This window comes from Candidatus Palauibacter sp. (assembly GCF_965237495.1).
Classification (GTDB): Bacteria; Gemmatimonadota; Gemmatimonadetes; order Palauibacterales; family Palauibacteraceae; genus Palauibacter.
This window is the reverse complement of record NZ_OZ250143.1, coordinates 1,719,558-1,744,671: the sequence shown is the minus strand read 5'-3', so window position 1 is coordinate 1,744,671 and position 25,114 is coordinate 1,719,558. Positions and strand designations below refer to the sequence as shown.

21 protein-coding genes are annotated in these 25,114 nt (G+C 69.1%); 16 read left to right on the top strand and 5 right to left on the bottom strand.

Annotated features, from left to right (window positions below):
• The first annotated feature begins 83 nt into the window (after window positions 1–83).
• From ACPXY0_RS07625 to ACPXY0_RS07560, 14 genes are all read left to right on the top strand, one after another.
• On the top strand, window positions 84–2,180 hold the full coding sequence (locus ACPXY0_RS07625; RefSeq protein WP_423929947.1) for a polyribonucleotide nucleotidyltransferase: 2,097 nt from the start codon (window positions 84–86) through the stop codon (window positions 2,178–2,180).
• 143 nt (window positions 2,181–2,323) lie between these two features.
• On the top strand, window positions 2,324–3,547 hold the full coding sequence (locus ACPXY0_RS07620) for a M16 family metallopeptidase (RefSeq protein ID WP_423929945.1): 1,224 nt from the start codon (window positions 2,324–2,326) through the stop codon (window positions 3,545–3,547).
• A gap of 22 nt (window positions 3,548–3,569) precedes the next feature.
• Window positions 3,570–4,685, top strand: coding sequence for an alanine dehydrogenase (gene ald / locus ACPXY0_RS07615; RefSeq protein ID WP_423929943.1), 1,116 nt, complete (start codon window positions 3,570–3,572; stop codon window positions 4,683–4,685).
• A gap of 184 nt (window positions 4,686–4,869) precedes the next feature.
• Window positions 4,870–5,904 carry a rod shape-determining protein gene (locus tag ACPXY0_RS07610; protein WP_423929941.1) on the top strand — a complete coding sequence of 345 codons (1,035 nt, stop codon included), beginning with the start codon at window positions 4,870–4,872 and terminating at the stop codon, window positions 5,902–5,904.
• A 45-nt stretch (window positions 5,905–5,949) separates the two neighbouring features.
• The gene (locus ACPXY0_RS07605) at window positions 5,950–6,849 is read left to right on the top strand and encodes a rod shape-determining protein MreC (RefSeq protein WP_423929939.1); all 900 of its coding nucleotides are present in this window, start codon (window positions 5,950–5,952) and stop codon (window positions 6,847–6,849) included.
• On the top strand, window positions 6,846–7,340 hold the full coding sequence (locus ACPXY0_RS07600) for a hypothetical protein (protein ID WP_419941830.1): 495 nt from the start codon (window positions 6,846–6,848) through the stop codon (window positions 7,338–7,340). Before ACPXY0_RS07605 ends, ACPXY0_RS07600 begins: the two co-directional genes overlap by 4 nt.
• Window positions 7,337–9,175 (top strand): penicillin-binding protein 2, encoded by a 1,839-nt coding sequence (mrdA, locus tag ACPXY0_RS07595; protein WP_423929937.1) that lies wholly within the window; start codon window positions 7,337–7,339, stop codon window positions 9,173–9,175. The genes ACPXY0_RS07600 and mrdA overlap by 4 nt, the downstream gene beginning before the upstream one ends.
• The gene (gene rodA, locus ACPXY0_RS07590) at window positions 9,172–10,386 is read left to right on the top strand and encodes a rod shape-determining protein RodA (protein WP_423929935.1); all 1,215 of its coding nucleotides are present in this window, start codon (window positions 9,172–9,174) and stop codon (window positions 10,384–10,386) included. The genes mrdA and rodA overlap by 4 nt, the downstream gene beginning before the upstream one ends.
• A 63-nt stretch (window positions 10,387–10,449) precedes the next feature.
• Window positions 10,450–11,286 carry an acetyl-CoA carboxylase, carboxyltransferase subunit beta gene (gene accD / locus ACPXY0_RS07585; protein ID WP_419941827.1) on the top strand — a complete coding sequence of 279 codons (837 nt, stop codon included), beginning with the start codon at window positions 10,450–10,452 and terminating at the stop codon, window positions 11,284–11,286.
• Complete coding sequence (locus ACPXY0_RS07580; protein WP_423929933.1) at window positions 11,280–12,665, top strand: bifunctional folylpolyglutamate synthase/dihydrofolate synthase; 1,386 nt, start codon at window positions 11,280–11,282, stop codon at window positions 12,663–12,665. Before accD ends, ACPXY0_RS07580 begins: the two co-directional genes overlap by 7 nt.
• Entirely contained in the window at window positions 12,631–13,023 is a 393-nt protein-coding gene (locus ACPXY0_RS07575; protein ID WP_423929931.1) for a BrxA/BrxB family bacilliredoxin, read from the top strand. Before ACPXY0_RS07580 ends, ACPXY0_RS07575 begins: the two co-directional genes overlap by 35 nt.
• A gap of 13 nt (window positions 13,024–13,036) precedes the next feature.
• Complete coding sequence (hisS, locus tag ACPXY0_RS07570) at window positions 13,037–14,356, top strand: histidine--tRNA ligase (protein ID WP_423929929.1); 1,320 nt, start codon at window positions 13,037–13,039, stop codon at window positions 14,354–14,356.
• 37 nt (window positions 14,357–14,393) lie between these two features.
• Complete coding sequence (gene guaA / locus ACPXY0_RS07565; protein WP_423929927.1) at window positions 14,394–15,932, top strand: glutamine-hydrolyzing GMP synthase; 1,539 nt, start codon at window positions 14,394–14,396, stop codon at window positions 15,930–15,932.
• A gap of 5 nt (window positions 15,933–15,937) precedes the next feature.
• Entirely contained in the window at window positions 15,938–16,720 is a 783-nt protein-coding gene (locus ACPXY0_RS07560; RefSeq protein ID WP_423929925.1) for a Nif3-like dinuclear metal center hexameric protein, read from the top strand.
• Window positions 16,721–16,774: 54 nt separating this feature from the next.
• Here the strand turns inward: ACPXY0_RS07560 and ACPXY0_RS07555 are convergent, their stop codons facing one another.
• From ACPXY0_RS07555 to ACPXY0_RS07535, 5 genes are read right to left on the bottom strand one after another with little or no spacing between them, the layout of a single operon-like run.
• Window positions 16,775–17,698, bottom strand: a complete 924-nt coding sequence (locus ACPXY0_RS07555) for an MlaD family protein (protein WP_423929923.1) — start codon at window positions 17,696–17,698, stop codon at window positions 16,775–16,777.
• Window positions 17,695–18,447 (bottom strand): ABC transporter ATP-binding protein, encoded by a 753-nt coding sequence (locus tag ACPXY0_RS07550; RefSeq protein WP_423929921.1) that lies wholly within the window; start codon window positions 18,445–18,447, stop codon window positions 17,695–17,697. Before ACPXY0_RS07550 ends, ACPXY0_RS07555 begins: the two co-directional genes overlap by 4 nt.
• The gene (locus tag ACPXY0_RS07545) at window positions 18,444–19,229 is read right to left on the bottom strand and encodes an MlaE family ABC transporter permease (RefSeq protein WP_423929919.1); all 786 of its coding nucleotides are present in this window, start codon (window positions 19,227–19,229) and stop codon (window positions 18,444–18,446) included. Before ACPXY0_RS07545 ends, ACPXY0_RS07550 begins: the two co-directional genes overlap by 4 nt.
• Complete coding sequence (locus ACPXY0_RS07540) at window positions 19,226–19,591, bottom strand: hypothetical protein (RefSeq protein WP_423929917.1); 366 nt, start codon at window positions 19,589–19,591, stop codon at window positions 19,226–19,228. The genes ACPXY0_RS07545 and ACPXY0_RS07540 overlap by 4 nt, the downstream gene beginning before the upstream one ends.
• Window positions 19,592–19,608: 17 nt before the next feature.
• Window positions 19,609–21,666 carry an OPT family oligopeptide transporter gene (locus ACPXY0_RS07535; protein WP_423929915.1) on the bottom strand — a complete coding sequence of 686 codons (2,058 nt, stop codon included), beginning with the start codon at window positions 21,664–21,666 and terminating at the stop codon, window positions 19,609–19,611.
• Window positions 21,667–22,032: 366 nt separating this feature from the next.
• Between ACPXY0_RS07535 and clpB the strand changes: the two genes are divergently transcribed.
• Entirely contained in the window at window positions 22,033–24,657 is a 2,625-nt protein-coding gene (gene clpB, locus ACPXY0_RS07530; RefSeq protein WP_423930606.1) for an ATP-dependent chaperone ClpB, read from the top strand.
• Complete coding sequence (locus ACPXY0_RS07525; protein WP_423929913.1) at window positions 24,654–25,112, top strand: hypothetical protein; 459 nt, start codon at window positions 24,654–24,656, stop codon at window positions 25,110–25,112. The genes clpB and ACPXY0_RS07525 overlap by 4 nt, the downstream gene beginning before the upstream one ends.
• Window positions 25,113–25,114: the final 2 nt, after the last annotated feature.

Genomic DNA, 25,114 nt, shown 5'->3' with positions numbered 1-25,114 from the left:
ATCGTCGCGGGCCGGCGCGGCGCCCGGGAAAAGCCGCGGCGTCACCGAAGACACGAGAAGAGACAAGAAGAGAGAAGAAGAGAATGACGCACAGAATCGAAACCGAGTTCCATGGTCGGCCCCTCATCCTGGAAACGGGCCGCATGGCCCGCCAGGCGGACGGCGCCGTCTACGTTCAATACGGAGAGACCGCGCTGCTGGTCACCGCCACCGCAGACCGCAAGCCCACGCACCTCCCCTTCTTCCCGCTCACGGTCGAATACCGGGAGAAGACCTATGCCGCCGGAAAGTTCCCCGGCGGCTTCATCAAGCGGGAGACACGCCCCGGCGACAAGGAGACGGTGTCGGCGCGGCAGATCGACCGCCCGCTTCGACCGCTGTTTCCCGCCGACTATCGCAACGATACCCAGGTCGTCTGTTTCGTGATCTCCGCCGACCAGGAGAACGATGCCGATGTGATCGGTCTGCTGGGAGCCTCGACCGCGCTTCTCCTCTCGCCGATCCCGTGGGACGGGCCCATCGCGGCAGTGCGCGTAGCCCGCATGGAGGACCGCTGGCTCGTCAACCCGACGTTCGACGACCTGGAGATGTGTGACTTCGAGATTGTGGTCGCGGGCTCCGAAGATTCGATCGTGATGGTGGAAGGCGCCTGCCTCGAGGCCACGGAAGAGGAGTTCCTGGAGGCGATGCGCGTCGGACAGGAAGCGATCATCGAGCTCATCGGTCTCCAGCGCGAGCTGGTGGCGATGGCCGGGGCGCCCGAGACGTTCGAGTACGAGCCCGTCGGACCCGATCCGGAGGTCGTCGCGAAGGTCACCATGGACGCCGCCGGCCGGGTGGGCGACGCGCTGAAGATCGCGGACAAGGACGAACGCGGACGTGCACTCTCCGCGTTGCGCGGCGACATCACCGGGCGCCTCGAGGAAGAGCACCCAGGCTGCGGGAAGGATGTCGGCGCGGCCCTGCGGAAGCTGGAGAAGGAGATCATGCGCCGTCGCATCCTCGATGACGGGGAGCGGATCGATGGCCGGGGCGTGAACGACATTCGCGACATCACCTGCGAAGTCGGCTTGCTGCCGCGAACCCACGGCTCGGCCCTGTTCACGCGTGGGCAGACGCAGGCGCTCGCCGTGGCGACCCTCGGGACGGTGAGAGACGAGCAGCGTATCGACTCGGTGGACATCCGCGAGCAGACATCGAAGTCCTTCATGCTCCACTACAACTTCCCCGGCTTCGCGACGGGCGAGGTCCGAATGTTCCGGGGGACGAGCCGTCGGGAGACGGGTCACGGGCTGCTGGCCGAACGTGCGCTCCAGGCGCTCCTCCCGGCATACGAGGACTTTCCGTACACGATCCGGGTCGTGTCCGACGTCCTCGAGTCGAACGGGTCCAGTTCGATGGCCTCAGTGTGCGGCGGCTCGATGTCCCTCATGGACGCGGGCGTTCCGATGCGAGCCCCGTGCGCGGGCATTGCCATGGGGCTCATCAAGGAGGGCGACCAGGTCGAGATCCTGACCGACATCCTCGGTGTGGAAGACGCCCTCGGCGACATGGACTTCAAGATCGCCGGGACCGAGCGAGGCATCACCGCCGTCCAGATGGACATCAAGGCCGACGGGCTGTCCGTCGACACGATGCGGGAGCCGCTGGCCCGCGCCCGGGACGCGCGGCTGCGCATCCTGGCCGTCATGAACGAAACGCTGCCCGCGGCCCGCGAGGAGATGTCGCCGCATGCGCCGCGGATCGTGACCGTCCAGATCAACCCCCAGAAGATCGGCGAGGTCATCGGGCCGAAGGGGAAGACGATCCGGATGATCCAGGAGGAGACGGGAACGGATGTGAACGTCGAGGATACCGGGGTGGTGACGATCGCGGCCCCCACGGGCGAGGGCGCCGAGCGCGCGCGAGAGATGGTCGAGGCCATCGTGCAGGAGCCCGAGGTCGGACGCATCTACCGCGGCGTGGTCAAGAACACGACGGACTTCGGAGCGTTCGTGGAGATCATCCCCGGCGTCGAGGGGCTGTGCCACATCTCCGAACTCGAGGAAGGGCGAACCGACAAGACCGAGGATGTCGTGAAGCCCGGCGACGAAGTGAAGGTGAAGTTGCTGGCGGTGGATGACCGCGGACGCATGAAGCTCTCCCGCCGCGCGGCCCTCGCGTCCGCGGACAAGGGCTGAGCACGATCCACGCGGGCCCGCGACCGCGCGGGCCCGCCAGGAGCGCGCAGCCGGTCGCGGCGGCCGGCGGAGACCCCCACCCGGGCCGTGCGGGGTCGGAGCGGCTGGACCGGGCGGTCCACCGGACCCGTCTGCCGAACGGGATGACCGTGCTGAGCGAGCGCATGGACTCGGTTCGCTCGGTGGCTCTCGGTCTCTGGGTGCGGCAGGGGCGCGTGCACGAGGACCCGGCCGAGAGTGGCGTGTCGCACCTGCTCGAGCACATGGTCTTCAAGGGGACGCGCCGCCGCTCCGCGCGGGATCTCGCCTGGGAGCTGGAACGCCTCGGGGGTGCGCTCGACGCGTACACGACGCACGAATCCACGGCCTTCCAGGCCAGGGTGACGGCCGGCGAACTGGATGTCGCGCTCGACGTGCTCTGCGACCTCGCCTTCCGGCCCCTCCTCGACGAGCGCGATCTCGAAGTGGAACGGGATGTCGTGCTCGAGGAGATCGCGGCGGCAGCGGAGGTCCCCGAGGATGTCGCGTTCGAGGAGCACGCCCGCCTCCTGTATGGAGGACACCCGTATGGCGAGCCGATCCTCGGGACCCGGGCATCGGTACGGTCGCTCCCGGCGACCGCGCTCGCGGCGGCGCACGGGCGCGCATACCGCCCGGACAACGTGGTCGTCGTGGCGGCGGGAGCGGTCGAGCACGAGGCTCTGGTGGCCGGGCTTGCGCGCTGGCTCCCCGACCGGGCGCCTGGATCGGCCCCCGAGGATCCCCCCGCGCCGGTCGGCGGGACCGGCTTCCGGCGTCTCCGGAGTCCGGGTGGCGGGCAGACGCACATCGTGATGGGCGGACTCTCGATCCCGTACAGCCACCCGCTGCGCTACGCGATCTACGTCACGTCGACCGCGCTCGGCGGGGGGATGAGTTCACGGCTGTTCCAGCACATCCGCGAAGAGCGCGGGCTCGCGTACTCCGTATACAGCTTCCACGCCTTCTTCTCGCGGGCGGGGCACGTGGGCGCCTACGTCGGCACCCGGCCCGAGACGGCGGACGAAGCGCGGGAGGCGTTGACCGGGGAACTGGCTCGTCTCGCGCGGGAGGGGCTGACGGAAGCCGAGTTGGACGACACCCGGAGCCAGCTCAAGGGCCAGTTCCTGATTTCACTCGAATCGCCCGTCGCGCGGATGGGCCGACTGGCAGGCATCGCCCTGTACGGGCACCGCTATCGTACACTCGATGAGGTGGCCTCCCGGCTCGACGCGGTCGACCGGGACCAATGTCTCGAAGCCGCCGCCTACTTCGCCCCCGACCGGCTCGCCACGCTCGAATTGGCGCCTGAGCCCGCCCTCGCGGGATCCGCACCGGTCGGAAGGTGATCCTTCGCCCGGAGCGAACAAGATGATCGTCGGCGTGCCGAAGGAGATCAAGACGGACGAGAACCGGGTGGCGCTCGTCCCCGCAGGGGTCCAGTCGCTCGTCCTGTCCGGCCACACGGTCTGCGTCGAGAGCAACGCGGGTCTTGGCAGTGGCTTCCCGGATGATGTCTACAGGGCCGCCGGCGCCCAGATGCTCGACTCGGCGTCGGACGTGTGGGCACGGGCGGAGCTGATCGTCAAGGTCAAGGAGCCCATCGAGGCCGAGTACGATCTCATGCGGCCGGAACAGGTCATCTTCACCTACTTCCACTTCGCGGCCGACGAGCGGCTCACGCAGCGGACGATCGAGAGCGGCTGCATCGCGATCGCCTACGAGACGGTGCAGCTTCCGGCGGGCGAACTGCCTCTCCTCACGCCGATGTCGGAGGTGGCGGGGCGCATGGCCGTTCAGGAAGCGGCCAAGTACCTGGAGCGGACCTCGGGCGGATACGGGATCCTGCTCGGCGGGGTGCCCGGCGTGCTCCCGGCCGAGGTCGTCATCCTCGGGGGCGGGGTCGTCGGATCCAACGCGGCCACGATCGCGGCCGGCTTCGGCGCCCATGTGACGGTCCTCGATGTGAGCCTGCCGCGGCTCCGCTACCTGGCGGACGTGATGCCGGCGAACGTCGATACGCTGTACTCGAACCGGCACTCGATCCTTGAGCAGATCGAGCGCGCCGATGTCGTGATCGGAGCCGTTCTCGTCCCCGGCGGAAAGGCGCCGAAACTCGTGCGGCACGACGACCTGCGGCGCATGAAGGACGGCTCCGTGGTCGTCGACGTGGCGGTGGATCAGGGTGGTTGCGTCGAGTCGGCCCGCCCCACGACGCACAACGACCCGACGTACACAGTCCACGGGGTGATCCACTACTGTGTGGCCAACATGCCGGGGGCCGTACCGCGAACGTCCACGCTGGCGCTCACGAACGCCACGTTTCCGTACGTCGCCAGGCTGGCGGAACGGGGCTGGGAGGCCGCCTGTCTGGTCGACCCGGATCTTGCCCTCGGCGTGAATGTTGCCCGCGGAAGGGTCACCTATGGCGCGGTCGCCGACGCCTTCCACCTAGAGCATACGCCCCTCGATGTGTTTCGGGGCTGATCGCCGGTACGGTGCCCCGGAATGCCCTGAAAACAGACTTTCCCGCACCCGACAGCACCCATACATTGCGGCGTCTGGCGCCCTCCTGCAGGGCGCTCCCTATGAGACCCGCCACTTCGGAGGCCCGCCTCCCGTGTCCCGCAGTCGCGCAACCTCGAAACTCATCCAAGGTTCGAACTCCTAGATGGGAAAGTGGTCGCTGCGGAGCAGTCTCCTCCCGGTCAGCAAGATCGGAGTGGATCTGGGCACGGCGAATACGCTCGTCCATGTGGAAGGCGAAGGGATCGTCCTCAACGAACCGTCCGTCGTCGCCGTCCGGAAGGAGACCGGGCGGATCGTGGGCATAGGCCTCTCCGCGAAGCGGATGCTCGGCCGGACCCCGAGCGGGATCGAAGCGGTCAGACCCTTGAAGGACGGCGTGATCGCCGACGTGGACGTCACCGAGATGATGATCCGCTACTTCCTCAAGGAGGTGATGACGTCGCGGTTCTTCAAGATCCGGCCGCTCGTCGTGGTGGGTGTGCCCTCCGGGATCACGGAACTCGAGCGCCGGGCGGTCCGATCGAGCGCGCATGCGGCCGGTGCCAAGGAAGTCTACATGGTCGCCGAACCGATGGCGGCGGCGGTGGGCGTCGGACTGCCCGTCGAGACGCCGACCGGCAACATGATCATCGACGTGGGGGGCGGAACGAGCGAGATCGCCGTGATCGCGCTCTCCGGTTCGGTCGCCGACACGTCGATTCGCGTGGGGGGCGACGAACTCGACTCGACGATCGTGTCCTTTCTCCGCAAGAACTATAATCTCCTCATCGGGGAGCCCACTGCGGAAGCCGTCAAGATCCAGATCGGATCGGCCTATCCCACGGACGAGGACCGGGAGATGCTGGTGAAGGGCCGCGATCTCGTGTCCGGGATTCCGAAGACCGTCCGGGTCCATTCGGCCGAGATCCGCGAGTGCCTCCAGGAACCGATACAGCAGATCGTGGCCGCGGTCAGACGCGCGCTCGAGATCACGCCGCCGGAACTCGCGGCCGATATCGTGGACCGGGGCGTCGTGATGACCGGAGGAGGGGCTCTGGTCCGCGGTCTGGATACGCTGCTTGCGGAAGAGACGGGGCTCCCGATCCACGTCGATGAGGAACCTCTCACCTGCGTGGTTCGGGGGTGTGGCAAGATCCTCGAGAATTTCGGACGGTACCGTGGAGTGCTTACCAGTTAGCCGTGCCGTGAGGGCCGGAACCGGGATGCGGGACTCCCGGCGACCGTGAGCTACCCGGGCGCCCGTCCTCCGCGCCGCCGGCCGCTCGAAGTGGTCGCCCTCGTCGTCGTGCTCGGTTTGAGCGGAATCGCCGCGAGCCTTCCCCGGGAACAGGAGGGCCAGATCGAGTCCGCCGTCCGGGGGACGGTGCTCTATCCGTTCCTCCGGCTCCATCGCGTCGTTTCGGAGCGCGGGCAGATCGAGCAACGCAACCGGGTGCTCGTCGCGGAGCGGGATTCTCTGACGGAACTTCTCATGCGATATCGCGCGCGGTCCGCGTCCGTCGGCGAGGCGCCTCCGGACAGCGGGCGCGCGGCGCGGCGGATCGGATCCACGCTGCCTGCAATCGTCTATCCGGGTCGACCTCAGATAGGGAATCCCGACATCTTCTTCCTGTCGGGCCCTGATCCCTCGGAGCTGGACTTGCCCGTCGGCGTGTTCACCGGACTCGGCCTGGTGGGCGTCGCGAGAGCACCGCAAGGGCGCGGGGTCAGCGGAGATTTCTGGAGCCACGCCGACTTTCGCGTCAGCGTGATGACGGAAGACGGGGCCGTGTCGGGATTGGTGAGGCCGATGCGCCTCGAGGGCGGACAGCCGCTGTTGCTGCTCGAGGGTGCGCCCTTCCAGGCCGAAATCCCCTCGGGAACGCTGCTCCTGACGACCGGGATCGGCGCCGTCTACCCGCCCGGCGTACCGGTGGGGCACGTCCGGGAGCCGTCGGAACCCGAGGCGGGGTGGATGAAGCGCTACGTGGTCGAGCCGGCGGTGTGGCCGCAGGAAGTCAGTGACGTCTTCGTCTGGGAGCGTCCCGATCTCCCCGCGGAAGAAGAGCCCGAGGTCGTACGGGATCAGCCGGAGACGGAGGGAGCGGCGGGCACGGTGGACACGGTGCCGGCCCGTCGGTGAGAGCTCGGAGAGAGTGGCTCACCGTCCTTCTGTTGCTGCTGCTGCACTTCGCCCTCCACCCGCTGTGGAGCCGCTGGCAGATCGGGCCCGATCTGCTCGCGGGCGGACTCCTGCTGGGTTCGTTTCTCTTGCGTTGGGGTCGAGCCGCCGTGTTCGGGTGTCTGTTGGGCCTGCTCGAGGCGTCGATTTCCCTCGGCCCCCTGGGCCTGACCATGTTTCTCTTTTCCATCTTCGCGTGCATCGGTGGCTGGCTTCGCCGCATCGTATATTCTGACTCGGACACCTTCGTGGTAGCTTCCATGTTCCTTGGGACGTGGGCCCTGCGGGCCTCGGTGTCGCTGCTGGTCCAGGAGGACGCCTCGATGGGCGCGCTTCTCGTGAACGCGCCGGCGTCGGCCGCGTTGACCACGGTTCTGTGCTGGCTGGTCTATCGCTTCGTATCGGCGGAGCCTGACGCTTCGTCACGGCCGGTCGGGGAGGGGTTGAGATGAGGGGTGGTAACGGAGATCGGCAGTTCCGGAGACGGCGCGGGCGCGTGGCGGCCGGCGCGCTGTTCGCTCTCCTGCTGTTGCTGGCGTGGGGCTTTCTTCGCCTGCAGTTCTTCAGCGGGGATCGATACACGCTCCAATCGAGCGAGAATCGCCTCCGGAGCGTCACGGTTCCGGCGGCGCGCGGGACCATTTACGACCGCTACGGGCGCGCCGTCGCGGACAACGTACCGGGCTACGACCTTTCGCTCCTGCCGGGCCCGCGCGACTCGATTGCCGCCGGTCTCGACCGCCTCGCCGACCAACTGGAGCTCTCTCCCGAGTGGCGCGCGGAGTTGCTGGAGCGGAATCGCGCCAGGCCCCACGAATCGCTGGTCGTGCGCGAGAACGCGAGCTTCGAACAGGTGGCCTTCATCGAGGAGCGCCGCCCGGAGTTCCGCCGCGTGACCGTGGCTCAGCGTCCCCACCGGCGGTATCCGGCGGGCTCCGCCGTCGCGCACCTCATCGGGTATGTGGGAGAGATCAGCGAAGAGGAGTTGGCGCGGCCCGACTACGTCGAATACGCCGCCGGCCAGACGGTCGGGAAGGCGGGTCTCGAGGCGCAGTACGAGAGCCGACTCGCCGGACGAAACGGGGTCCGGTACGTGGAGGTGAATGCGCTCGGCACGATCGTTCGGGACCTCGGCGTCGCGCAGGGGCTGAACTCACAACCCGGCGACGATCTCCACCTGGGCATCGACCTCGACCTGCAGCTGTTCGCGGACTCGATCTTCCCGGCGGATATGCGTGGGGCTGTGGTCGCCATCGACCCCGCCACGGGGGAGGTCGTCGTCCTCTACAGCCACCCCGCGTTCGACCCCAACGCCTTCATCGGAGGAATCCCGCTCGATCTCTGGAATTCACTGCGCGAGCATCCCGACAAGCCGCTCCTGAACCGGGTCACCCTGGCCCAGTATCCGCCCGGATCGACCTGGAAGCCCATCATGTCCGCCATCGGGATGAAGACGGGAGACCTCACAATCGACACCTACCACACGCACACATGCGCGGGCGGGCTCGCCTACCAGAACCGCTTCTTCCGCTGTTGGCTGTCGCGTGGACACGGGCGGCTGGATCTGGCGGAGGCGATTCAGCGCTCCTGCAACGTCTGGTTCTACCAGGCGGGACAACGGATCGGGCTCGACACGCTCCTTGAGGAGGCAACGGTGCTGGGCTTCGACCGCCCATCGGGGATCGATCTCCCGTTCGAGGTCAGCGGACGGTTCCCGGACTCCAGAGAGTGGTATGACCAGCGGTACGGGCGAGGCGGCTGGTTCGAGTCCGTGATCATGAGCCTCTCGATCGGACAGGGAGAAAACGCGCAGACCCTGCTCACGATGGCGCAGTTCTACGCCGCCCTTGCGACGGGCCCATCGCCGGTCCAGCCGCACCTTGCGCGCGACGAGTTGCTCGCGGAACGACGTGTGGACTGGACGCTCGATCTGTCGGAGACCCAACGGCAGCAGCTCGTCGACGCGCTCGTTCGCGTCGTCAACCAGCCCGGTGGCACCGCGTACGGCAGCCGCCTCTCGCGCTGGACGCTGGCCGGAAAGACAGGGACCGCGCAGAATCCGCACGGCGAACCCCATTCCTGGTTCGTGGGTTTCGCGCCCGCGTATGATCCGCGGATCGTGGTCGCGGCCATCGTCGAGCACGGGCATCCCGACAACCAGCCCTCCCTCGCCGTGCCTCTGGCATCCCGAATCGTCGACCGCCATCTGGAGACCCTCGGCCTGCCGCCCGAAGCCACGCCCGGTGTCCGTCCCTCTGCCCAGGCCTCGGTCGAGACGGGCGGGTGACCGTGTCGCGCCGCATCCCCGGGATCGGAGATCCCACGCTCCTGGCCCTGATCGTCCTTCTGACCGGGCTGGGGATCGCCATGATCTACTCGGCCGGGCAGGTGGACATCCGGTCGCTGGCCACCGGCATCTGGCTCCGCCAGCTCACCTGGTTCGCCGTGGCGATCGTCGCCCTCTGGGTGACCTCCCGCTTCTCGATCCGCTTCCTGGAATGGCTCGCGCCGCTGTTCTACGCGACATCGATCCTGCTTCTGCTCCTCGTGCTCGTCATCGGGACCGGCCCGAGCGGGAGCTGGCTGGAACTGGGACCCGCACGTGTCCAGCCGGCGGAAGTGGCCAAGCTGGCGACGATCCTGATGCTGGCCCGGGTCCTGGGAGGCGACCGCGGCGGATACGACCGGTTGGTGATGCTCTGGAAACCCCTCCTGCTCGTCGTCGTTCCCCTCGGTCTCGTGTTGCGGCAGCCGGACCTGGGGAGCGCCCTCGTCTTCGCGGTCATCCTCATCGCCGCACTCTTCTGGGCCGGCGTCCCGCTGTTCAGGATCTTCCTGCTCGTGACGCCGGGTGTCGGTCTGCTGCTCGGCTTCAACTGGATCGTGTGGGGCGGGTGGTTTCTGATCGTCGCGACGTGTCTGTACATCGACCGTCCCTACATGCCGGACTCCGTGGGCGTCCTCCTCGCGAACGTCGCGGCCGGGGCGCTCACCCTCCCGGTCTGGAACTCGCTCGCCGACTACCAGCGGAACCGGCTTCTGATCTTCCTCGACCCGGAGATCGATCCTCTCGGTTCGGGCTGGCAGTTGGTCCAGTCAAAGGTCGCCGTCGGGTCGGGAGGTCTGCTCGGCGCGGGGTTCGCGCAGGGCCCACAGAAACGCCTCGCCTTCCTCCCGGAGCAACACACGGACTTCATCTTTTCCGTCGTCGCGGAGGAACTCGGTTTCGTCGGGGTGGCGGTGTTTCTCGTGCTCTTCGCGCTGCTCCTGTACAGGGTGCTGCGGACGGCGGTCGATACGGAAGACGATTTCGGAGGCTCCGTGGCCTTCTGCGTTTTCGCCGTATTCTTCGCGCACCTGGCCGTCAACCTCGGGATGACCATTGGAATGCTGCCCATCACGGGGCTGCCCTTGCCGCTCGTCAGCTACGGCGGGAGCTTCCTCGTCGTTCTGTACGCGGGGTTCGGGATGGTGCAGCGGGTGGCCTGGGAGAAGTAGCTTGTTCGCCGCCCATCACGCGGCGGGCCCCCGGGCCGCCGTAACCGACACGCCGGAGGCAGGGTGTCCTGGTTCAGCAAACCGAAGCGGAAACTCGTCTCCCAGAAGCGGGAGCTTCCGGGCGACATGTGGGATCGATGTGCCGGCTGCGGTGAGATCCTGTACAGCGGCCGGCTCGAGGAGAGTTTCCACGTCTGCCCGAACTGCGGTCATCACTTTCGTATCACGGCGGAATCCTACGAGGCGCTGCTCCTCGACGGAGGCGGCCTCGAAGTCTTCTACGACCAGACGCTTCGCTCCGCGGATCCGCTCGGGTTCGTAGACTCGAAGCGCTATGTGGACCGCGTGCAACAGGCCGAGAAGCGCGGAGGGGACCAGGACGCGATACGCACCGGGCGCGGCCGCATCGAGGGGAGGGATGTGCATCTCGGGACCATGGACTTCCGGTTCATCGGAGGTTCGATGGGATCCGTGGTGGGCGAGAAGATCCGGCGCGTCGCGGACCGGTCCCTCGCGGCCCGGACGCCGCTCGTGATCATCTCCGCCTCCGGCGGGGCGCGGATGCAGGAAGGCATCCTGTCCCTGATGCAGATGGGCAAGACCGCCGTCGCCCTCGAACAGCTCTCCGATGCGGCCATCCCCTATCTGAGCGTCCTCACGAACCCGACCACGGGCGGCGTCACCGCCTCGTTCGCCATGCTGGGGGACGTGATTCTCGCGGAACCCGGCGCGTTGATCGGCTTCGCCGGGCCGCGAGTCATCAAGGAGACGATCCGGCAGGACCTGCCGGAAAGATTCCAGACCGCGGAATTCCTCGAGGAACACGGGATGATCGACCGCATCGTCCCACGGGCCCGGCTGCGGGGCGCGATCTCGACCCTTCTGGACCACATGTGCTGAGCGGAGGCGAGGGGGCGCTTGCGGCCCTCCTCGACCCCCGTCCCATCGCCGCGGTGCTCCCGGGTCTGGACAGAATCGAAGCCCTCCTGGAACAGCTCGGATGTCCGGAGCGGACGTTCGAGGCCTTCCACATCGCGGGAACGAACGGCAAGGGTTCGACGGCGAGTTACGCCGCGGGCATCCTGGAGGCGGGCGGGCTGCGCACGGGTCTGTACACCTCCCCTCACCTCGCCGACATCCGCGAACGCTTTCTCGTGGACGGGGCGTGGGTCGAGGATCCGCTGATCGAGGCGGCCGCGGCCCGGATTCTCGCCTGCGAGGCGAGCGACGCGTGTACCTACTTCGAGGTCACGACCGCGCTCGCCTTCATCTGTTTCGCGGAGAGTGGGGTCGATGTCGCGGTCGTGGAGACCGGCCTCGGCGGGCGTCTGGACGCCACGAACGTACTCCGCCCCATCGGGGCCGCCATCACGCCGGTCGGGCTCGACCACACGGAGCTTCTGGGCCCATCGCTGTCCGCGATCGCGGCGGAGAAGGCCGGGATCTTCAAGCGGGATGTCCCCGTCAGCCTCGGGCGAATGCCCCGCGAAGCGCGCGACACGCTGGAGAGGATCGCGCGCACGACGGGGTCGCCCGTCGCCCGCCTCGGCAGGGAAGTGGAGGTGTCGGATGTGCGCATGGGCCCCGCGGGGACCCGGTTTCGCTACGCCTCCCGCGACCGGCCGAAGGGCCTCTCGCTCGCCACCCGGCTTCCGGGCCGTCACCAGGCCGACAACGCGGCGCTCGCCCTGCTCATGCTGGACCGGTCGGGCTACGCGTACAATGAAGCGTGCGTGAGGCGAGGCGTCGCGGGTGCCCACCTGCCCGGCCGCTTCGAGACGTGGCGGGAGGGCCCCGCCGGGGCGACATTGGTTTTGGATATCGCGCACAACCCGGCGGCTGCGGAAATCCTCTGTCAGACCGCTGCCGACATGGCCCTCGCGCGGCCGCGGATCGCGGTCGTCGGGATGCTGGCCGACAAGGACTGGAGGGCTGTGCTCTCCCGTCTCGCGCTTGACATGGACGCTATGATCCTGGTCAGGCCGGCCGCCGCCGGGGGAAGGCAGTGGGACCCGCACGAGGCGCAGGCGTGGCTGTCCCGGGAGCTTGACGTGCCTGTCGAGGTTTGCGTCGACGTGGCGGAGGCCGTCGTCCGCGGGTGTGCGCTCGCGGGTTCGGGGACCCTGCTGGTGACGGGGTCCGCCTACACGGTGGGAGAGGTCAGGGCGCTGCCGGAACTGGCCGGGGCGCGGATGGGAGAACAGAAAGCGAACAATGCTCTACGATCCGAGATTGGTACAGCCGATGAGGGACGAACTGACGCGCCTCGGCGTGCGTGAGTTGCGGACCTCCGGCGAAGTGGATGAAGTGCTCGACGCCGAGGGGGACACCCTGGTCGTCGTGAACTCCGTGTGCGGCTGCGCGGCCCGCAACGCCCGCCCGGCCGTAGCGCTGGCCATGCGCCACGAGGTGCAGCCCGACCAGGTGGTGACGGTCTTCGCGGGACAGGACGCCGAAGCGACGACCCGGGCGCGGCAGTACTTCGCCGGCGTGCGGCCGTCGTCGCCGTCGATCGCGCTGCTCTCCGACGGGGAATTGCATTTCATCCTCGAGCGGCACCAGATCGAGGGACGCGAGGCGTACCAGATCGCCGCCGACATCACGAAGGCGTACGACGAATTCTGCGCGACCTCCTAGCAGTCCCGGGGTCGTGAGTTCGGGGGAAATCCGGGGCCTCCCCGGCTTCAGGGACTTCTTCCCCGAGGCGTTCGCCCTTCGCCGGCACATCTTCTCCGCCTGGCGTCGGGTCGGCGCGCGCTACGGGTTCACGGAATACGACGGGCCGCCCCTCGAGCCGCTCGAACTCTATACCCGCAAATCGGGCGAGGAGATCGTCGGGCAGCTGTACGCATTCGAGGACAAGGGTGGACGCGCCGTCGCGCTGCGGCCGGAGATGACGCCGACCTTCGCGCGCATGATGGCGGCGCGCGCCGCGGGGCTCCCCAAGCCGGTGCGCTGGTTCTCGATCCCTCAGCTGTTCCGCTACGAGCGGCCCCAGCGGGGACGGCTGCGCGAGCACTTCCAGCTCAACATGGACATCGTCGGCGAGACGGATCCCCTCGCCGACGCCGAAATCATCGCGGCGGGCATCGACGCGCTGCGCGAACTCGGGCTCGGGGCGGCCGACATCGTCGTCCGCGTCTCGGACCGGCGGCTCGTGGCGGCGCTCCTCGACGCCCTCGGCATCCCCGTCCGCGAGCACCTCGCCGTGTTCGCCGCCATCGACCGCCTCGAAAGGGAGGGGGAAGACCCCATCCGGGGCCGGTTGGCCGCGGCCGGCGTGGACGGAAAGCGGGCGGACCAGCTGTTCGAGGCGCTGAGGCTCCCGCTCGGGGAGCTGATGGCGGCGCACGGCGAAGAGGGGCCGCTGGAGGCGGCGGCCGCGGGGCTGAAGACCGTGTTCTCGCACCTCGACGCGGCGGGCTTCGCCGACTTCTTGCGCTTCGACGCCCGCCTCGTGCGCGGGCTCGCCTACTATACCGGCACCGTGTTCGAAATCTGGGACCGTCGCGACGAACTGAGGGCCATCTGCGGCGGCGGTCGCTATGATGATCTCCTGCGGGCACTGGGAGGCGTGGACCTTCCGGCCCTGGGCTTCGGGATGGGGGACGTGGTTCTGGCGGAGTTGCTCCGGGACCGGGGTTTGGTGCCCTCGGAGCTGCGCCGCGTGGACGACTACATCATCTGCGTGTCCGAGGACGAGCGCCCCACGGCGCTCCGTCTGGCGCGGGCGCTCCGGGACCAGGGGCGCCACGTCCTGTACGACCTGCGCGGACGTGGCGTCGGACGCCAGTTCAAGGCCGCAAACCAGGCGGGGGCGGCGCGGACGATCGTGCTCGGCCCGGAAGAAGTGGGACGCGGCGTCGTCTCGCTTCGCGACATGGCGTCCGGCGCCGAGCGCGAAGTCGCGATCGAAGCCCTGACGCGCGCGGCCGAGGCGGAGCGGGCGTCCCCCGAGAGCAGCGAGTGAAGCAGCGAGTGAAGCAGCGAGTGACGGGCGAGGAGGTTTGGTGAGTCGCGTGCTCATCCTCGATTTCGGGTCCCAGTTCACCCAACTCATCGCGCGCCGCATTCGAGAGGAGGGGGTGTACTGCGAGGTTCACCCGCCGACGCGGAGCTCCGGGTGGGTCCGGGCGTACGAGCCGGCCGCCATCATCCTCTCCGGGGGGCCGGCGAGCGTGTACGATCAGGGAGTCCCCAGGGCGAGCCCCGAGATCCTGACCATGGGGGTTCCGATCCTCGGGATCTGCTACGGGATGCAGCTCGTCGCGGACCTCGCGGGGGGAGCGGTTCGCGGTGCGGGCCGCCGCGAGTACGGACGGGCGGAGCTGCGGGTCCGGTCGACGGACGGACTCTTCGAGGGTTTCTCGGAGGGCGAAACCACGCAGGTGTGGATGAGCCACGGCGATTCCCTCCGGTCGCCGCCCCCCGGTTTCGACGTGCTGGGGACCACGGAGAACTCCATCGCGGCGATCTGGTCCGAGGAACGCCGGATCTGGGGTGTCCAGTTCCATCCGGAGGTCGCCCACACCACGCGCGGCGGAGAGATGCTCCGCAACTTCGTGTTCGGGGTCGCCGGCTGCGACACGAGCTGGAATGCGGTCAACATCATCGACCACCAGGTCTCCGCGATCCGGGACGCCGTGGGGGACGCGGAGGTCATCTGCGGCCTCTCCGGCGGGGTGGACAGCTCCGTGGCCGCGGCCCTCGTGCAGCAGGCGGTCGGAGACCAGCTGACCTGCATCTTCGTCGACACCGGCCTGCTGCGGAAGGACGAACGCCGCTCGGTGGAGGCCGCGTTCGGAGAGCACATGGGGATGCGGCTCGAGGTCGTCGACGCGGCGGATCTCTTCCTGGAGCGGCTCGGCGGGGTGGCGGAGCCGGAAGAGAAACGGGTCATCATCGGCCACACCTTCATCGACGTGTTCGAGGAGGCGGCCGGCCGGTGGGGGGATGCCCGCTTCCTCGTGCAGGGGACGCTCTATCCCGACGTGATCGAGTCCGTGTCCGTGTGGGGACCATCGGTCAAGATCAAGTCGCACCACAATGTGGGGGGGCTGCGGCCCGACCATCCGTTCCAACTCGTCGAGCCGCTGCGCGAGCTGTTCAAGGACGAGGTGCGCCAGGTGGGCCGCGAACTGGGCCTGTCGGAGGAGATCGTCGGTCGCCACCCGTTCCCCGGGCCCGGCCTCGCGATCCGCATCCTCGGCGAGGTCACGCGGGAGAAGCTCGACACGCTGCGGGAGGTGGACGCGATCTACCTCGAGGGCATCCGGGAGGCCGGGCTCTACGACGAGATCTGGCAGGCCTTCGCCGTCCTGCTCCCCGTGCAGTCCGTCGGCGTGATGGGCGATGCGCGCACCTACGAGAACGTCGTCGCGCTCCGGGCCGTGACCTCTCTCGACGGGATGACGGCCGACTGGTTCCAGTTCCCGCACGACGTGCTGGGCCGGATATCGAACCGCATCATCAACGAGGTGAAGGGGGTGAACCGGGTGACCTACGACGTCTCCTCGAAGCCGCCCGCGACCATCGAATGGGAGTAGCGTCCGTGGGGACATCTGGCGCCGGGAGCGGGGCGGCCTGCCGGGAGGTCGCGGCTTGGCTGGACGATCTCCTGCGAGTGACGGAGGTCGACGACTATCCCTTCGCGCTCAACGGACTGCAGGTCGACGGACGCCGCGAAGTGGCCCGCATCGGGGCGGCAACGGACGCCTGCCGGGCGACGATCGACCTCGCGGTCGAGGCCGGGTGCGACCTCCTCCTCGTCCACCACGGGCTCTTCTGGGGCGGCCTGCGCCCCTTCGTTGGCCCCCTCTACGAGCGCTTCCGCCGGCTCGTGGAGAGCGGGATGGGCCTGTATTCGGCGCACCTCCCGCTCGATCTGCACCCTCGCATCGGAAACAACGCCATCCTCGCGGCCGAGTTCGCCCTCGAGGGGGTGGAGCGTTTCGGGTCGTTCAAGGGAAACGAGGGGATTGGCGTCATCGGGACCGTGGATGCGTCGCGCTCGGAAATCGCGGCCCGCGCGGAGGCCGTGTGCGGTCAGTCTCCGGTCGTCATCGCCGGGGGGCCGGAGCGCGCATCGCGGCTCGCGATCCTCTCGGGCGGGGGTGGCTCGCAGATCGAGGCCGCGGCCGCGGCGGGCGCCGATACGTTCCTCACCGGCGAGGGGAGCCACCACACGTATCACGAAGCGCTGGAACTCGGCATCAACGTGATCTACGCCGGCCACTACGCCACGGAGACCCTGGGCGTCCGGGCCCTCGCCCGCCGCGCGGCGGGCCACTTCGGAGCCGAGCACCTCTTCTTCGACGTACCCACGGGCCTCTGATCCGGCGGCCCGCGCCACTCGGCGCGTCGCCCGCGCCCTCCGCCGGCCCGTCCGCTAGAAGACGGAGATCTTGATGTCCTCCAGATAGCGGTCCGGCCGCTCGCGGATGTCTCGCATCAGGAGCCCGAACTCCTCGCCGGCGGCGCGAAGCGTCTCCAGCGTCTCCAGCAACCCGTCGTAGACATCGTCCTCGCCGAGCAGCTTCCCGAGCGTCCCTTCCCCGGCCTCCAGCCGGCGCGTGATCTCGGCGAGCGACCTGCCGGTGGCGGCGAAGTCGTCGCTCGCCCCCGCCAGGCGGGACGAGAGGGTGTCGAGGCTGGCGAGCGTGCGGTCCACCTCTTCCGATCCCGTCAGTCCCGAGAGCCGGCCCGAGAGCGTGTCCATGTTCGCGAGCATGCCGCCGATGGAACTGCGCTCGGCCTCGAGGAGCCCCGCCAGCTCCCTCATGACGAGCGTGAGTGCTTCCGAGCCGGCGGCCACGTTCTCGGCGAATTGCTCGGTGAGGATCGATTCGAGTCGCTCGATCAGCCCGCCGGTCTCCTCGCCGAAGCTGGAGGCGAGCGATACCAGGTCCGACGCGCGGTCGAGGGAGATGGTGTCTCCCTCGGCGAGGGCCCGCATGCCGGCGCCGGGCATGAGTTCGATGAGCTGCTGTCCGAGGAACCCGGAGGGCCTGACGGTGCCCCGCGTGTCGGCCGGGAGCGGGATCCGCGTGGAGATCGTCATCCCGATCACCGCGCGCTCCGTCTCCAGTCCCACCTCGTCGACCGTCCCGATCTCGACGCCGCGCAGGAGCACCGGCGAATCGGGGGTGATCTGGCCCGCGTCGCCCACGACGCCCCACACGCGGATCGTCGGTCCCCGGAAGGGCGAGTCGGCGATCCAGAACAGGCCGGCCACGGAGACGATCGCGGCCAGGATGAGGAAGATACCGACCCGGATCTCGACGCCGCGGTCGCGGAGGCCGGGATCCCTCATGCGCCTCGCACTCCGACCCCGGGGGCCGCGTCGAGGAACTGGCGCACGGCCGGGTTGTCCGTGACCCGCAGTTCCTCGGGCGTACCCTCCGCCTGGATCACGCCCTCGGACAGGAGGACGATCCGGTCGGCGAGGAAAAAGGCGGACGCCACGTCGTGCGTGACGACGATGCTGGTGGCGTCGACTTCGCGGCTCACGTGCGCGATCAACCTGTTGATTCTCGTGGCGTTGACGGGATCGAGCCCCGTGGTAGGCTCATCGTACAGTACGTAGCGGCGTTTGCCGATGATCGCGCGGGCGATGGCGACCCGTCGCTGCATGCCCCCGGAGAGTTCCGCCGGGTACAGCGCCAGCACGTCGGGTGCGAGGTTCACGTAATTCAGTGCGGTCCGCGCCAGCTCTTCGCACTCTGCCATGCGGTCCTGGTAGGAGCCCGGGGGGAGTCCCATGAGGAGGTTGCCGCGCACCGTCATCGAGTCGAAGAGCGCCGAATTCTGGAAGACGTAGGCGATCTTCGCGCGGATGGCGGCGATCTCCTCCCGGCTGGAGGACGGCACCGAGATGCCGTCCACGATGATGTCTCCGGCATCCGGGTCGAAGAGGCCCACGATGTGCTTCAGGAGGACGCTCTTTCCGGTCCCCGAGGGTCCCATGATGACGAGCATCTCCCCCTCACGGACGTCCAGATCGACGCCCTCCAGCACGGGTCGGCCGCCGAGCCTCTTGTGGACCCCGATGATCTCGATCACGTCAGCGCCTTGTAGACGGGTCCGAGCACGGTATCGAGGACCATGATCGCGACGATGATCGCGACGACCGCCCGCGTGGCCGTGCGCCCCACGCCTGCCGCCCCGCCACTCGCCCGCAGCCCGACGTAGCTGGCGATGAAGGTGATGGCGAAGCCGTACGCGATGGCCTTCACGAGCGAGAAGAGGAGCGCACCGTGGTGGTAGTAGCCCTTGGCCCCGTCGACGTACTCGCCCGACGTGAGCCCGAGGATCCCGACCGAGGTGACGTAGCCGCTGAAGACGCCCATCACGTTCGCCAGCATGACGAGGGGGACGAGGATGAGCGTCCCGGCGACGACCCGGGGGACGACGAGTTCGAGCACGGGGTCACGGCCCATCGTGAGGAGCGCGTCGATCTGATTCGTCACCTTCATGGCCCCGAGTTCGGCGCCGATGCCGGCCCCGACGCGTCCGGCGAGCACGACCGCCGTGAGCACCGGCCCCAGCTCGGTGAGCATGCCGCCGACCACGCCGCCCGCGACGATCTCACGTGGCAGACCCGGTGAGAGCTGGTACATGGTCTGCTGGGCCATGACCGCGCCCGACAGGGCCCCCATGAGGAGCACGAGCGGCAGGCTCTCGACCCCGATGTGTTTCACGTGTCCGATCGTCTCGCGCAGATAGGCGCGCGGGTGAGCCAGCGAACAGAACGTGGCCCAGCCGAGGAGCCCCATCCGGCCGGCGTGAAGCGCCGCGGACCGCGCCTGGCGTCCGGCGGCGGCGAGGAGATCGGGCGGTCTCACCGGCCTCCCCGCCGTTCTCCGGGACGGTTCCCCGCATCGTCCGCCTGTGATTCGGGCGGCTGGACGCCGTGCAGCACCTCGACCTCGCGTCGAATCCGCTCCCACAGCCGGTTCATACGCTGGGGATCGCCTCCGTGGCGTGACGTGAACTCCTCGATCTGCGGGCCGGAAACGCCGAACTCCTCGAGCACCGCGGCCCGGGCGGAGTCGTCCTCGGCCGTGTTCGCATAGCGCTCACGGTGGTAGTTGAGGTGGGCCATGACCTGGACGTAGGTGTCTTCGTCGAGGCTGCTCGCCCTGCCGCCGCCGCAGCCGCCCGCCACGAGGCTCGCGGCGAGCAGCACGACGATCGCACGCCCCATCCGCGGTCCGGGGCTCATCAGCCGGACGAGCGAACCGATACGCGGTAGAGCCAGCATGTGAATCCCACCGCCGCCGCCCCCCCGATCCAGCTCGCGATCGTCCCGAAGCCCTCCGGCGCGAGGCTGAGTACGTCCGTGCTCTGGAAGGCGGCGAACGGGATCGCGAGGAGGATCCCGACGAGCGCCTCTCCCGTGATGAGGCCGGAAGAGAAGAGCAGACCGCGCTGGCTCGCTCGTTCCACCTCGGCCTCGCCGTCGCGGCGGCGGACCGCCCGGCTCACGAGCCACGCCACGATGCCCCCGACGAAGATCGGCACCTCGAGTTCGATCGGCAGATAGATCCCGACCGCCACCGCGAGCACCGGAATCCGGAGGTTGGAGCCTCGCGCCTTGAGGACCTGGTCGAGGGCGATGACCGCGGCCGCGATCAGCGCCCCGATTCCGATCATCCCCCACGGGAGGTTCCTCGAGAACACGCCGTCGGCGACGGAGGCCATGAGCGTCGCCTGCGGCGCCTGCAGCATCTCGTTCGGGTCCATCCCCTCGCGCGGAAGGACGCCGCCGAGGCCGTACGCCTGGTATAGGAGCCCGAGGATGGGTGCGATGACCAACGCCGCGGAGACGACGCCGATGACCTGCATGATCTGCTGGCGGCGCGGCGTGGCCCCGAGGATCCTCCCGGCCTTGAGGTCCTGCATGTTGTCGCCCGCGATCGCCGCCGCGCACGCGACCACCGCGCCCACGAGGATCGCGGTCGCCGCCGCCGCGAGCGCCTGCGCGCCCGAGACCGTGAAGTCGATCTGTGATCCGAGCAGGAGATAGAGGATGAGGGAGATCGTGAGGATCGTCGCGATCGTGACGCCCGAGATCGGGTTGTTCGAGGAGCCGACGAGACCGGCCATGTAGCCGGCGACCGAGGCGAACAGGAACCCGGCGAGCAGTGCGAAGACCGTCCCCAGCGCGAGAACGATCCAGTAGAGGCCGGGCGTGATCCCGAGTGCGGATCGGTCGATCACGAGCACGAACACGGCGAGGATCGGCGCCGCGAGCGCGACGGTGCCCACTGCGACGAGGTTGATCGGCATGTCCCGCTCGGTGCGGGGGACCTCCGGGCCTCCCTCCGCCACTCGGGCGGCGCGGAGCGCCTCGATCGAGGACCGCACGCCGTCGCGGACGGCGCCCAGGAGCGAGACGAGCGCCCACACCCCGCCCACCACCATGGCGCCGACGCCCATGAAGCGGATCTGTGCGCTCCAGATCGCCTGCGCCGCGGCGTAGCCGGTCTCGCCGCCCGCGACGCCGGCCACCGTCGCGGGGTCCGTGACGGCAAGGTAGATCGGGATGGCGGCGAACCACGAGATCGCGCCCCCCGCGAGGACGAGGCTGCCGACCCGGGGCCCGACGATGTACCCGACGCCGAGCAGGGCGGGCGAGAGGTCGCTCCCGATGCCGAAGATCGAGCGGCCGGCCGCAATGGATCCGTGCAGGGAACCCTCGGCGATCTTGAATCCGGTCTGCGACAACTTGAGCAGCGCGGCCGCCGCCCCGCCGAGCGCGATCAGCTTGGCGCCCGAGCCGCCCGTCGCCCCCGCCTTCAGCACTTCGGCCGTCGCGACCCCCTCGGGGAAGCGCAGGTCGGCTTCGATGATCAGCGCCCGGCGCAGCGGGATCGTGAACAGCACCCCCAGGACCCCGCCGCAGAGCGCGATCCCCATCGTGGGCAGGAAGGGGAACCCCGCCCAGTGCCGCAGGAGGATGAGGGCGGGGAGGGTGAAGATCACGCCCGCGGCGAGCGACTCACCGGCCGACGCGGCCGTCTGGACGATGTTGTTCTCGAGGATGTTGTGTTCGCGGAACATCCTGAGGATCGCCATCGAGATTACGGCGGCCGGGATCGACGCGGACACCGTGAGTCCTACCTTGAGCCCGAGGTACGCGTTCGCACCGGAGAGGACGGCCGAGAGGAGGATGCCGAGCACGATCGCCTTGACCGTGATCTCGGGCAGCGACTGCGAGGCGGGGATGTAGGGCTGGTGAGCGCGCGTGTTCGAAGCGCCCGCGACCTGGTCCGGCATGGGCATCCCTCCACGTGGTTCCGGGTTGCAACTCGGGCGGCGATCGAATCCTCGTGGGGCGGGATCGACCGTCCGGACGCTAGTCGCGTCCCCCGTGAGGGTCAACAGGGGACACCGCGGGACAAACCTTTCCTCGCGGTCCCGGAGGCGCGCATCTGCCGACCTGGCGCGCGTCCGCCCGAATGGCAGGGGTCGCGCCGGCCGGATCCGGTCCGGGGCCCGCCTCCCCGGCGAAGGCGGAGTCCGGCGCGCGCTCCGCTCCGGGCACGGGAATTGCACCGGGTTACGGGTATCCCCCGGGGACGGCGAACCCGGCGTACAAGTTGAACGCAGTCGAACGAGAACGAAGCTGGCGGACAGAAGATGATCCCGACCGACCGACTCACGCTGAAAGCCCGCGAGGCGCTGGCCGAGGCGGCGCGCGCGGCGCGCCGGGCCGGCCAGCCGGCCGTGGAGGACGCCCATCTGCTCTCGGCGCTGCTCGCCCAGGAAGGCGGCGTCGCCGTGCCCATCCTCCAGACGGTGGGCGTCGACCTGCGCGCGCTGGAGGCCGACCTCGGGCGGGCGGCGAACCGTCTGCCCCGGCAGAGCGGGGCTTCGCCGACGCCCAGCCGCGAATTCGAGCGCGTGCTCGATGACGCTGAGGCCGCCGCCCGGGAGCTGGGCGACACCTTCGTGACGACCGAACACCTCCTCCTCGCCCTCGCCGGCCCGAAGGCGTCGACGACCGGCCCCTTGCTTCGCGGGACGGGGGCCGACCCGGAGCGGACGCGGCGCGCGGTCGAGGAGGTGCGGGGGCCGCATCGCGCGACGGACGAAGATGCGGAAGGGAAGTACCGTGCCCTCGAACGCTACGGTGTCGATCTCACTGCGGAGGCCCGGGCGGGGAAGCTCGACCCGGTCATCGGCCGGGATGCCGAGATTCGGCGCGTCATGCAGGTCCTCTCCCGGCGAAGGAAGAACAATCCGGTCCTGATCGGTGATCCCGGGGTGGGCAAGACGGCGATCGTGGAAGGTCTCGCTCAGCGCATCGTCGCCGGGGACGTCCCGGAGTCCCTCCGGAACAAGCAGCTGGTGCAGCTCGACATCGGCGCGATGCTGGCCGGGGCCAAGTACCGGGGCGAGTTCGAGGAGCGCCTGAAGGCGACGCTGAAGGAGATCACCGAATCCGGCGGCCGGTACGTCGTTTTTCTCGACGAACTGCACACCGTGGTCGGCGCCGGAGCGGCGGAGGGCGCGGTCGATGCGGGGAACATGCTCAAGCCCCCCCTCGCCCGGGGGCAGCTCCGCATGGTGGGTGCGACGACGCTCGACGAATACCGTCTTCATATCGAGAAGGACCCTGCCCTGGAGCGGCGGTTCCAGCCGGTGCTGGTCGACGAACCGGGGCTCGACGAGACCGTGGCCATCCTGCGCGGACTCAAGGAGCGGTACGAGGTGCACCACGGCGTCCGCATCACGGACCCGGCCCTCGTCAGCGCGGTGCGGCTCTCGGACCGCTACATCGGAGACCGCTTTCTGCCCGACAAGGCGATCGACCTCGTCGACGAGGCGGCGTCCCGGCTCCGCATGGAGATCGACTCGATGCCGGAGGAGATCGACGAACTCGACCGCCGCGTCACCCAGCTCCAGATCGAACGGGAGGCCCTCAGGGACGAGGACGATGACCGGAGCCGGGAGCGTCTCGCGGAGATCGAGGGCGATCTCGCCGCGGCGCGGGAATCGCTCGCGGGCCTCAACGCCAGCTGGATCCGCGAGAAGGAGATGATCGAGGCCGTCCGGCGCAGCAAGCGGGAGATCGAGGAACTCGGCGTGGAGGCCGCGCAGGCGCAGCGGCGGATCGATCACCAGCGGGCGGCGGAGATCCTGCACGGCGAACTGCCGAAGCGGAGGTCCGAGCTTGCCGCGGCCGAAGCGAAGCTGGCTGCGATCCAGGCGGAGGGCTCGTTCCTCAACGAGGAGGTGGGTCCGGAGGATATCGCCGATGTGGTGGCGAGCTGGACGGGCATTCCCGTGGCGCGGATGCTCGATGATGAAAGGGATCGGCTCGTGACGCTGGAGGCGCACCTGCACCGGCGCGTCGTCAACCAGTCACACGCGATCACGGCCGTGTCGGACGCGGTCCGGCGCAGCCGGGCGGGGCTCCAGGATCCGAACCGTCCCATCGGGAGCTTCATGTTCCTCGGCCCGACCGGGGTGGGGAAGACCGAGACCGCGCGTGCGCTGGCCGAATTCCTGTTCGACGAGGAAACGGCCATGGTGCGGATCGACATGTCGGAATACATGGAGCGGCACGCGGTGTCCCGGCTCATCGGCGCGCCGCCCGGCTACGTCGGCTACGAAGAGGGCGGCCAGCTTACCGAAGCCGTGCGCCGCCGGCCCTACACCGTGGTCCTGTTTGACGAGATCGAGAAGGCGCACCCCGAGGTGTTCAACGTGCTCCTGCAGATCCTCGATGATGGCCGGTTGACGGACGGGCGCGGGCGGACGGTGGACTTCCGGCACGCGGTGCTGATCATGACGAGCAACATCGGCAGCGCCAGGATCCTGGCGCGTTCCGAGGCCGGAGACCCCTGGGCCGAGACCGAAGTCGAGGTCGAGAACGCGCTGCGCGGGCGCTTCAAGCCGGAATTCCTCAACCGCGTGGACGAGATCCTCGTCTTCCGCCCCCTGAGCCGGGAACACCTCGAGTTGATCGTCGAACTCCAGGTCGCCCGGGTCGCGCGTATGCTCGCGGAGCGGGACATCCGGATCGACGTGAGCGCCGCCGCCCGGAGGCGGATCGCGGAGGTGGGACATGATCCCGCCTTCGGGGCGCGTCCGCTCAAGCGTGCGATCCAGCGGATGATCGCCAACCCGCTCGCCATGGCCTTCCTCGAGGGACGGTTCGCGGAGGGCGACGCGCTGCGGATCGATGTCGATGCCGGGGGAGAAGAACTTCGATTCGTGAAGATGGATCCGGCCGCAGCCGATGCGGAGGGGGGCGCATGACCGGGCTACGATGTCGAAAGCGCGCGTCGCTGTCCGTCCTGGCGGGCCTCGCCCTGATGGGGTGCGCGTCGGGGCGGGGTGCCGGGGGGGCGGGAGCCTCGCCGGAGTACGGGGCGCCATCGGCCGAGGCGGCGGTGGCACAGTTCCTCGACGGCGTGCGGGGGCGCGACTATCCGGCGATGGCCCGCCTCTTCGGCACGGCCGAGGGGCCGGCCGAGCGGCGCTGGGGCCGGGTCGAGACGGAGCAGAGGATGTTCGTCCTCGCGGGTCTCCTCGCGCACCGCTCCCGTACGCTGCGTGCGCAGCCCCTCGGAGATGCCGCCGGGACATCGCGCTGGGTCGTGGAGTTGACGGGGACCCGTCACGGCGGCGCGACCGTGCCGTTCATCGCGGTCTCATATCGGGGGCGCTGGTTCGTGGAGCGGATCCTGACGAAGGCGCTCGTCGGTTCGTAACC

Coding starts and splice junctions, on each gene's coding strand:
- ACPXY0_RS07625 (WP_423929947.1), top strand. CDS start 84: ATGACGCACAGAATCGAAACCGAGTTCCATGGTCGGCCCCTCATCCTG.
- ACPXY0_RS07620 (WP_423929945.1), top strand. CDS start 2,324: ATGACCGTGCTGAGCGAGCGCATGGACTCGGTTCGCTCGGTGGCTCTC.
- ald (WP_423929943.1), top strand. CDS start 3,570: ATGATCGTCGGCGTGCCGAAGGAGATCAAGACGGACGAGAACCGGGTG.
- ACPXY0_RS07610 (WP_423929941.1), top strand. CDS start 4,870: ATGGGAAAGTGGTCGCTGCGGAGCAGTCTCCTCCCGGTCAGCAAGATC.
- mrdA (WP_423929937.1), top strand. CDS start 7,337: ATGAGGGGTGGTAACGGAGATCGGCAGTTCCGGAGACGGCGCGGGCGC.
- ACPXY0_RS07575 (WP_423929931.1), top strand. CDS start 12,631: ATGAGGGACGAACTGACGCGCCTCGGCGTGCGTGAGTTGCGGACCTCC.
- ACPXY0_RS07555 (WP_423929923.1), bottom strand. CDS start 17,698: ATGAGGGATCCCGGCCTCCGCGACCGCGGCGTCGAGATCCGGGTCGGT.
- ACPXY0_RS07540 (WP_423929917.1), bottom strand. CDS start 19,591: ATGGGGCGTGCGATCGTCGTGCTGCTCGCCGCGAGCCTCGTGGCGGGC.
- ACPXY0_RS07535 (WP_423929915.1), bottom strand. CDS start 21,666: ATGCCGGACCAGGTCGCGGGCGCTTCGAACACGCGCGCTCACCAGCCC.
- ACPXY0_RS07525 (WP_423929913.1), top strand. CDS start 24,654: ATGACCGGGCTACGATGTCGAAAGCGCGCGTCGCTGTCCGTCCTGGCG.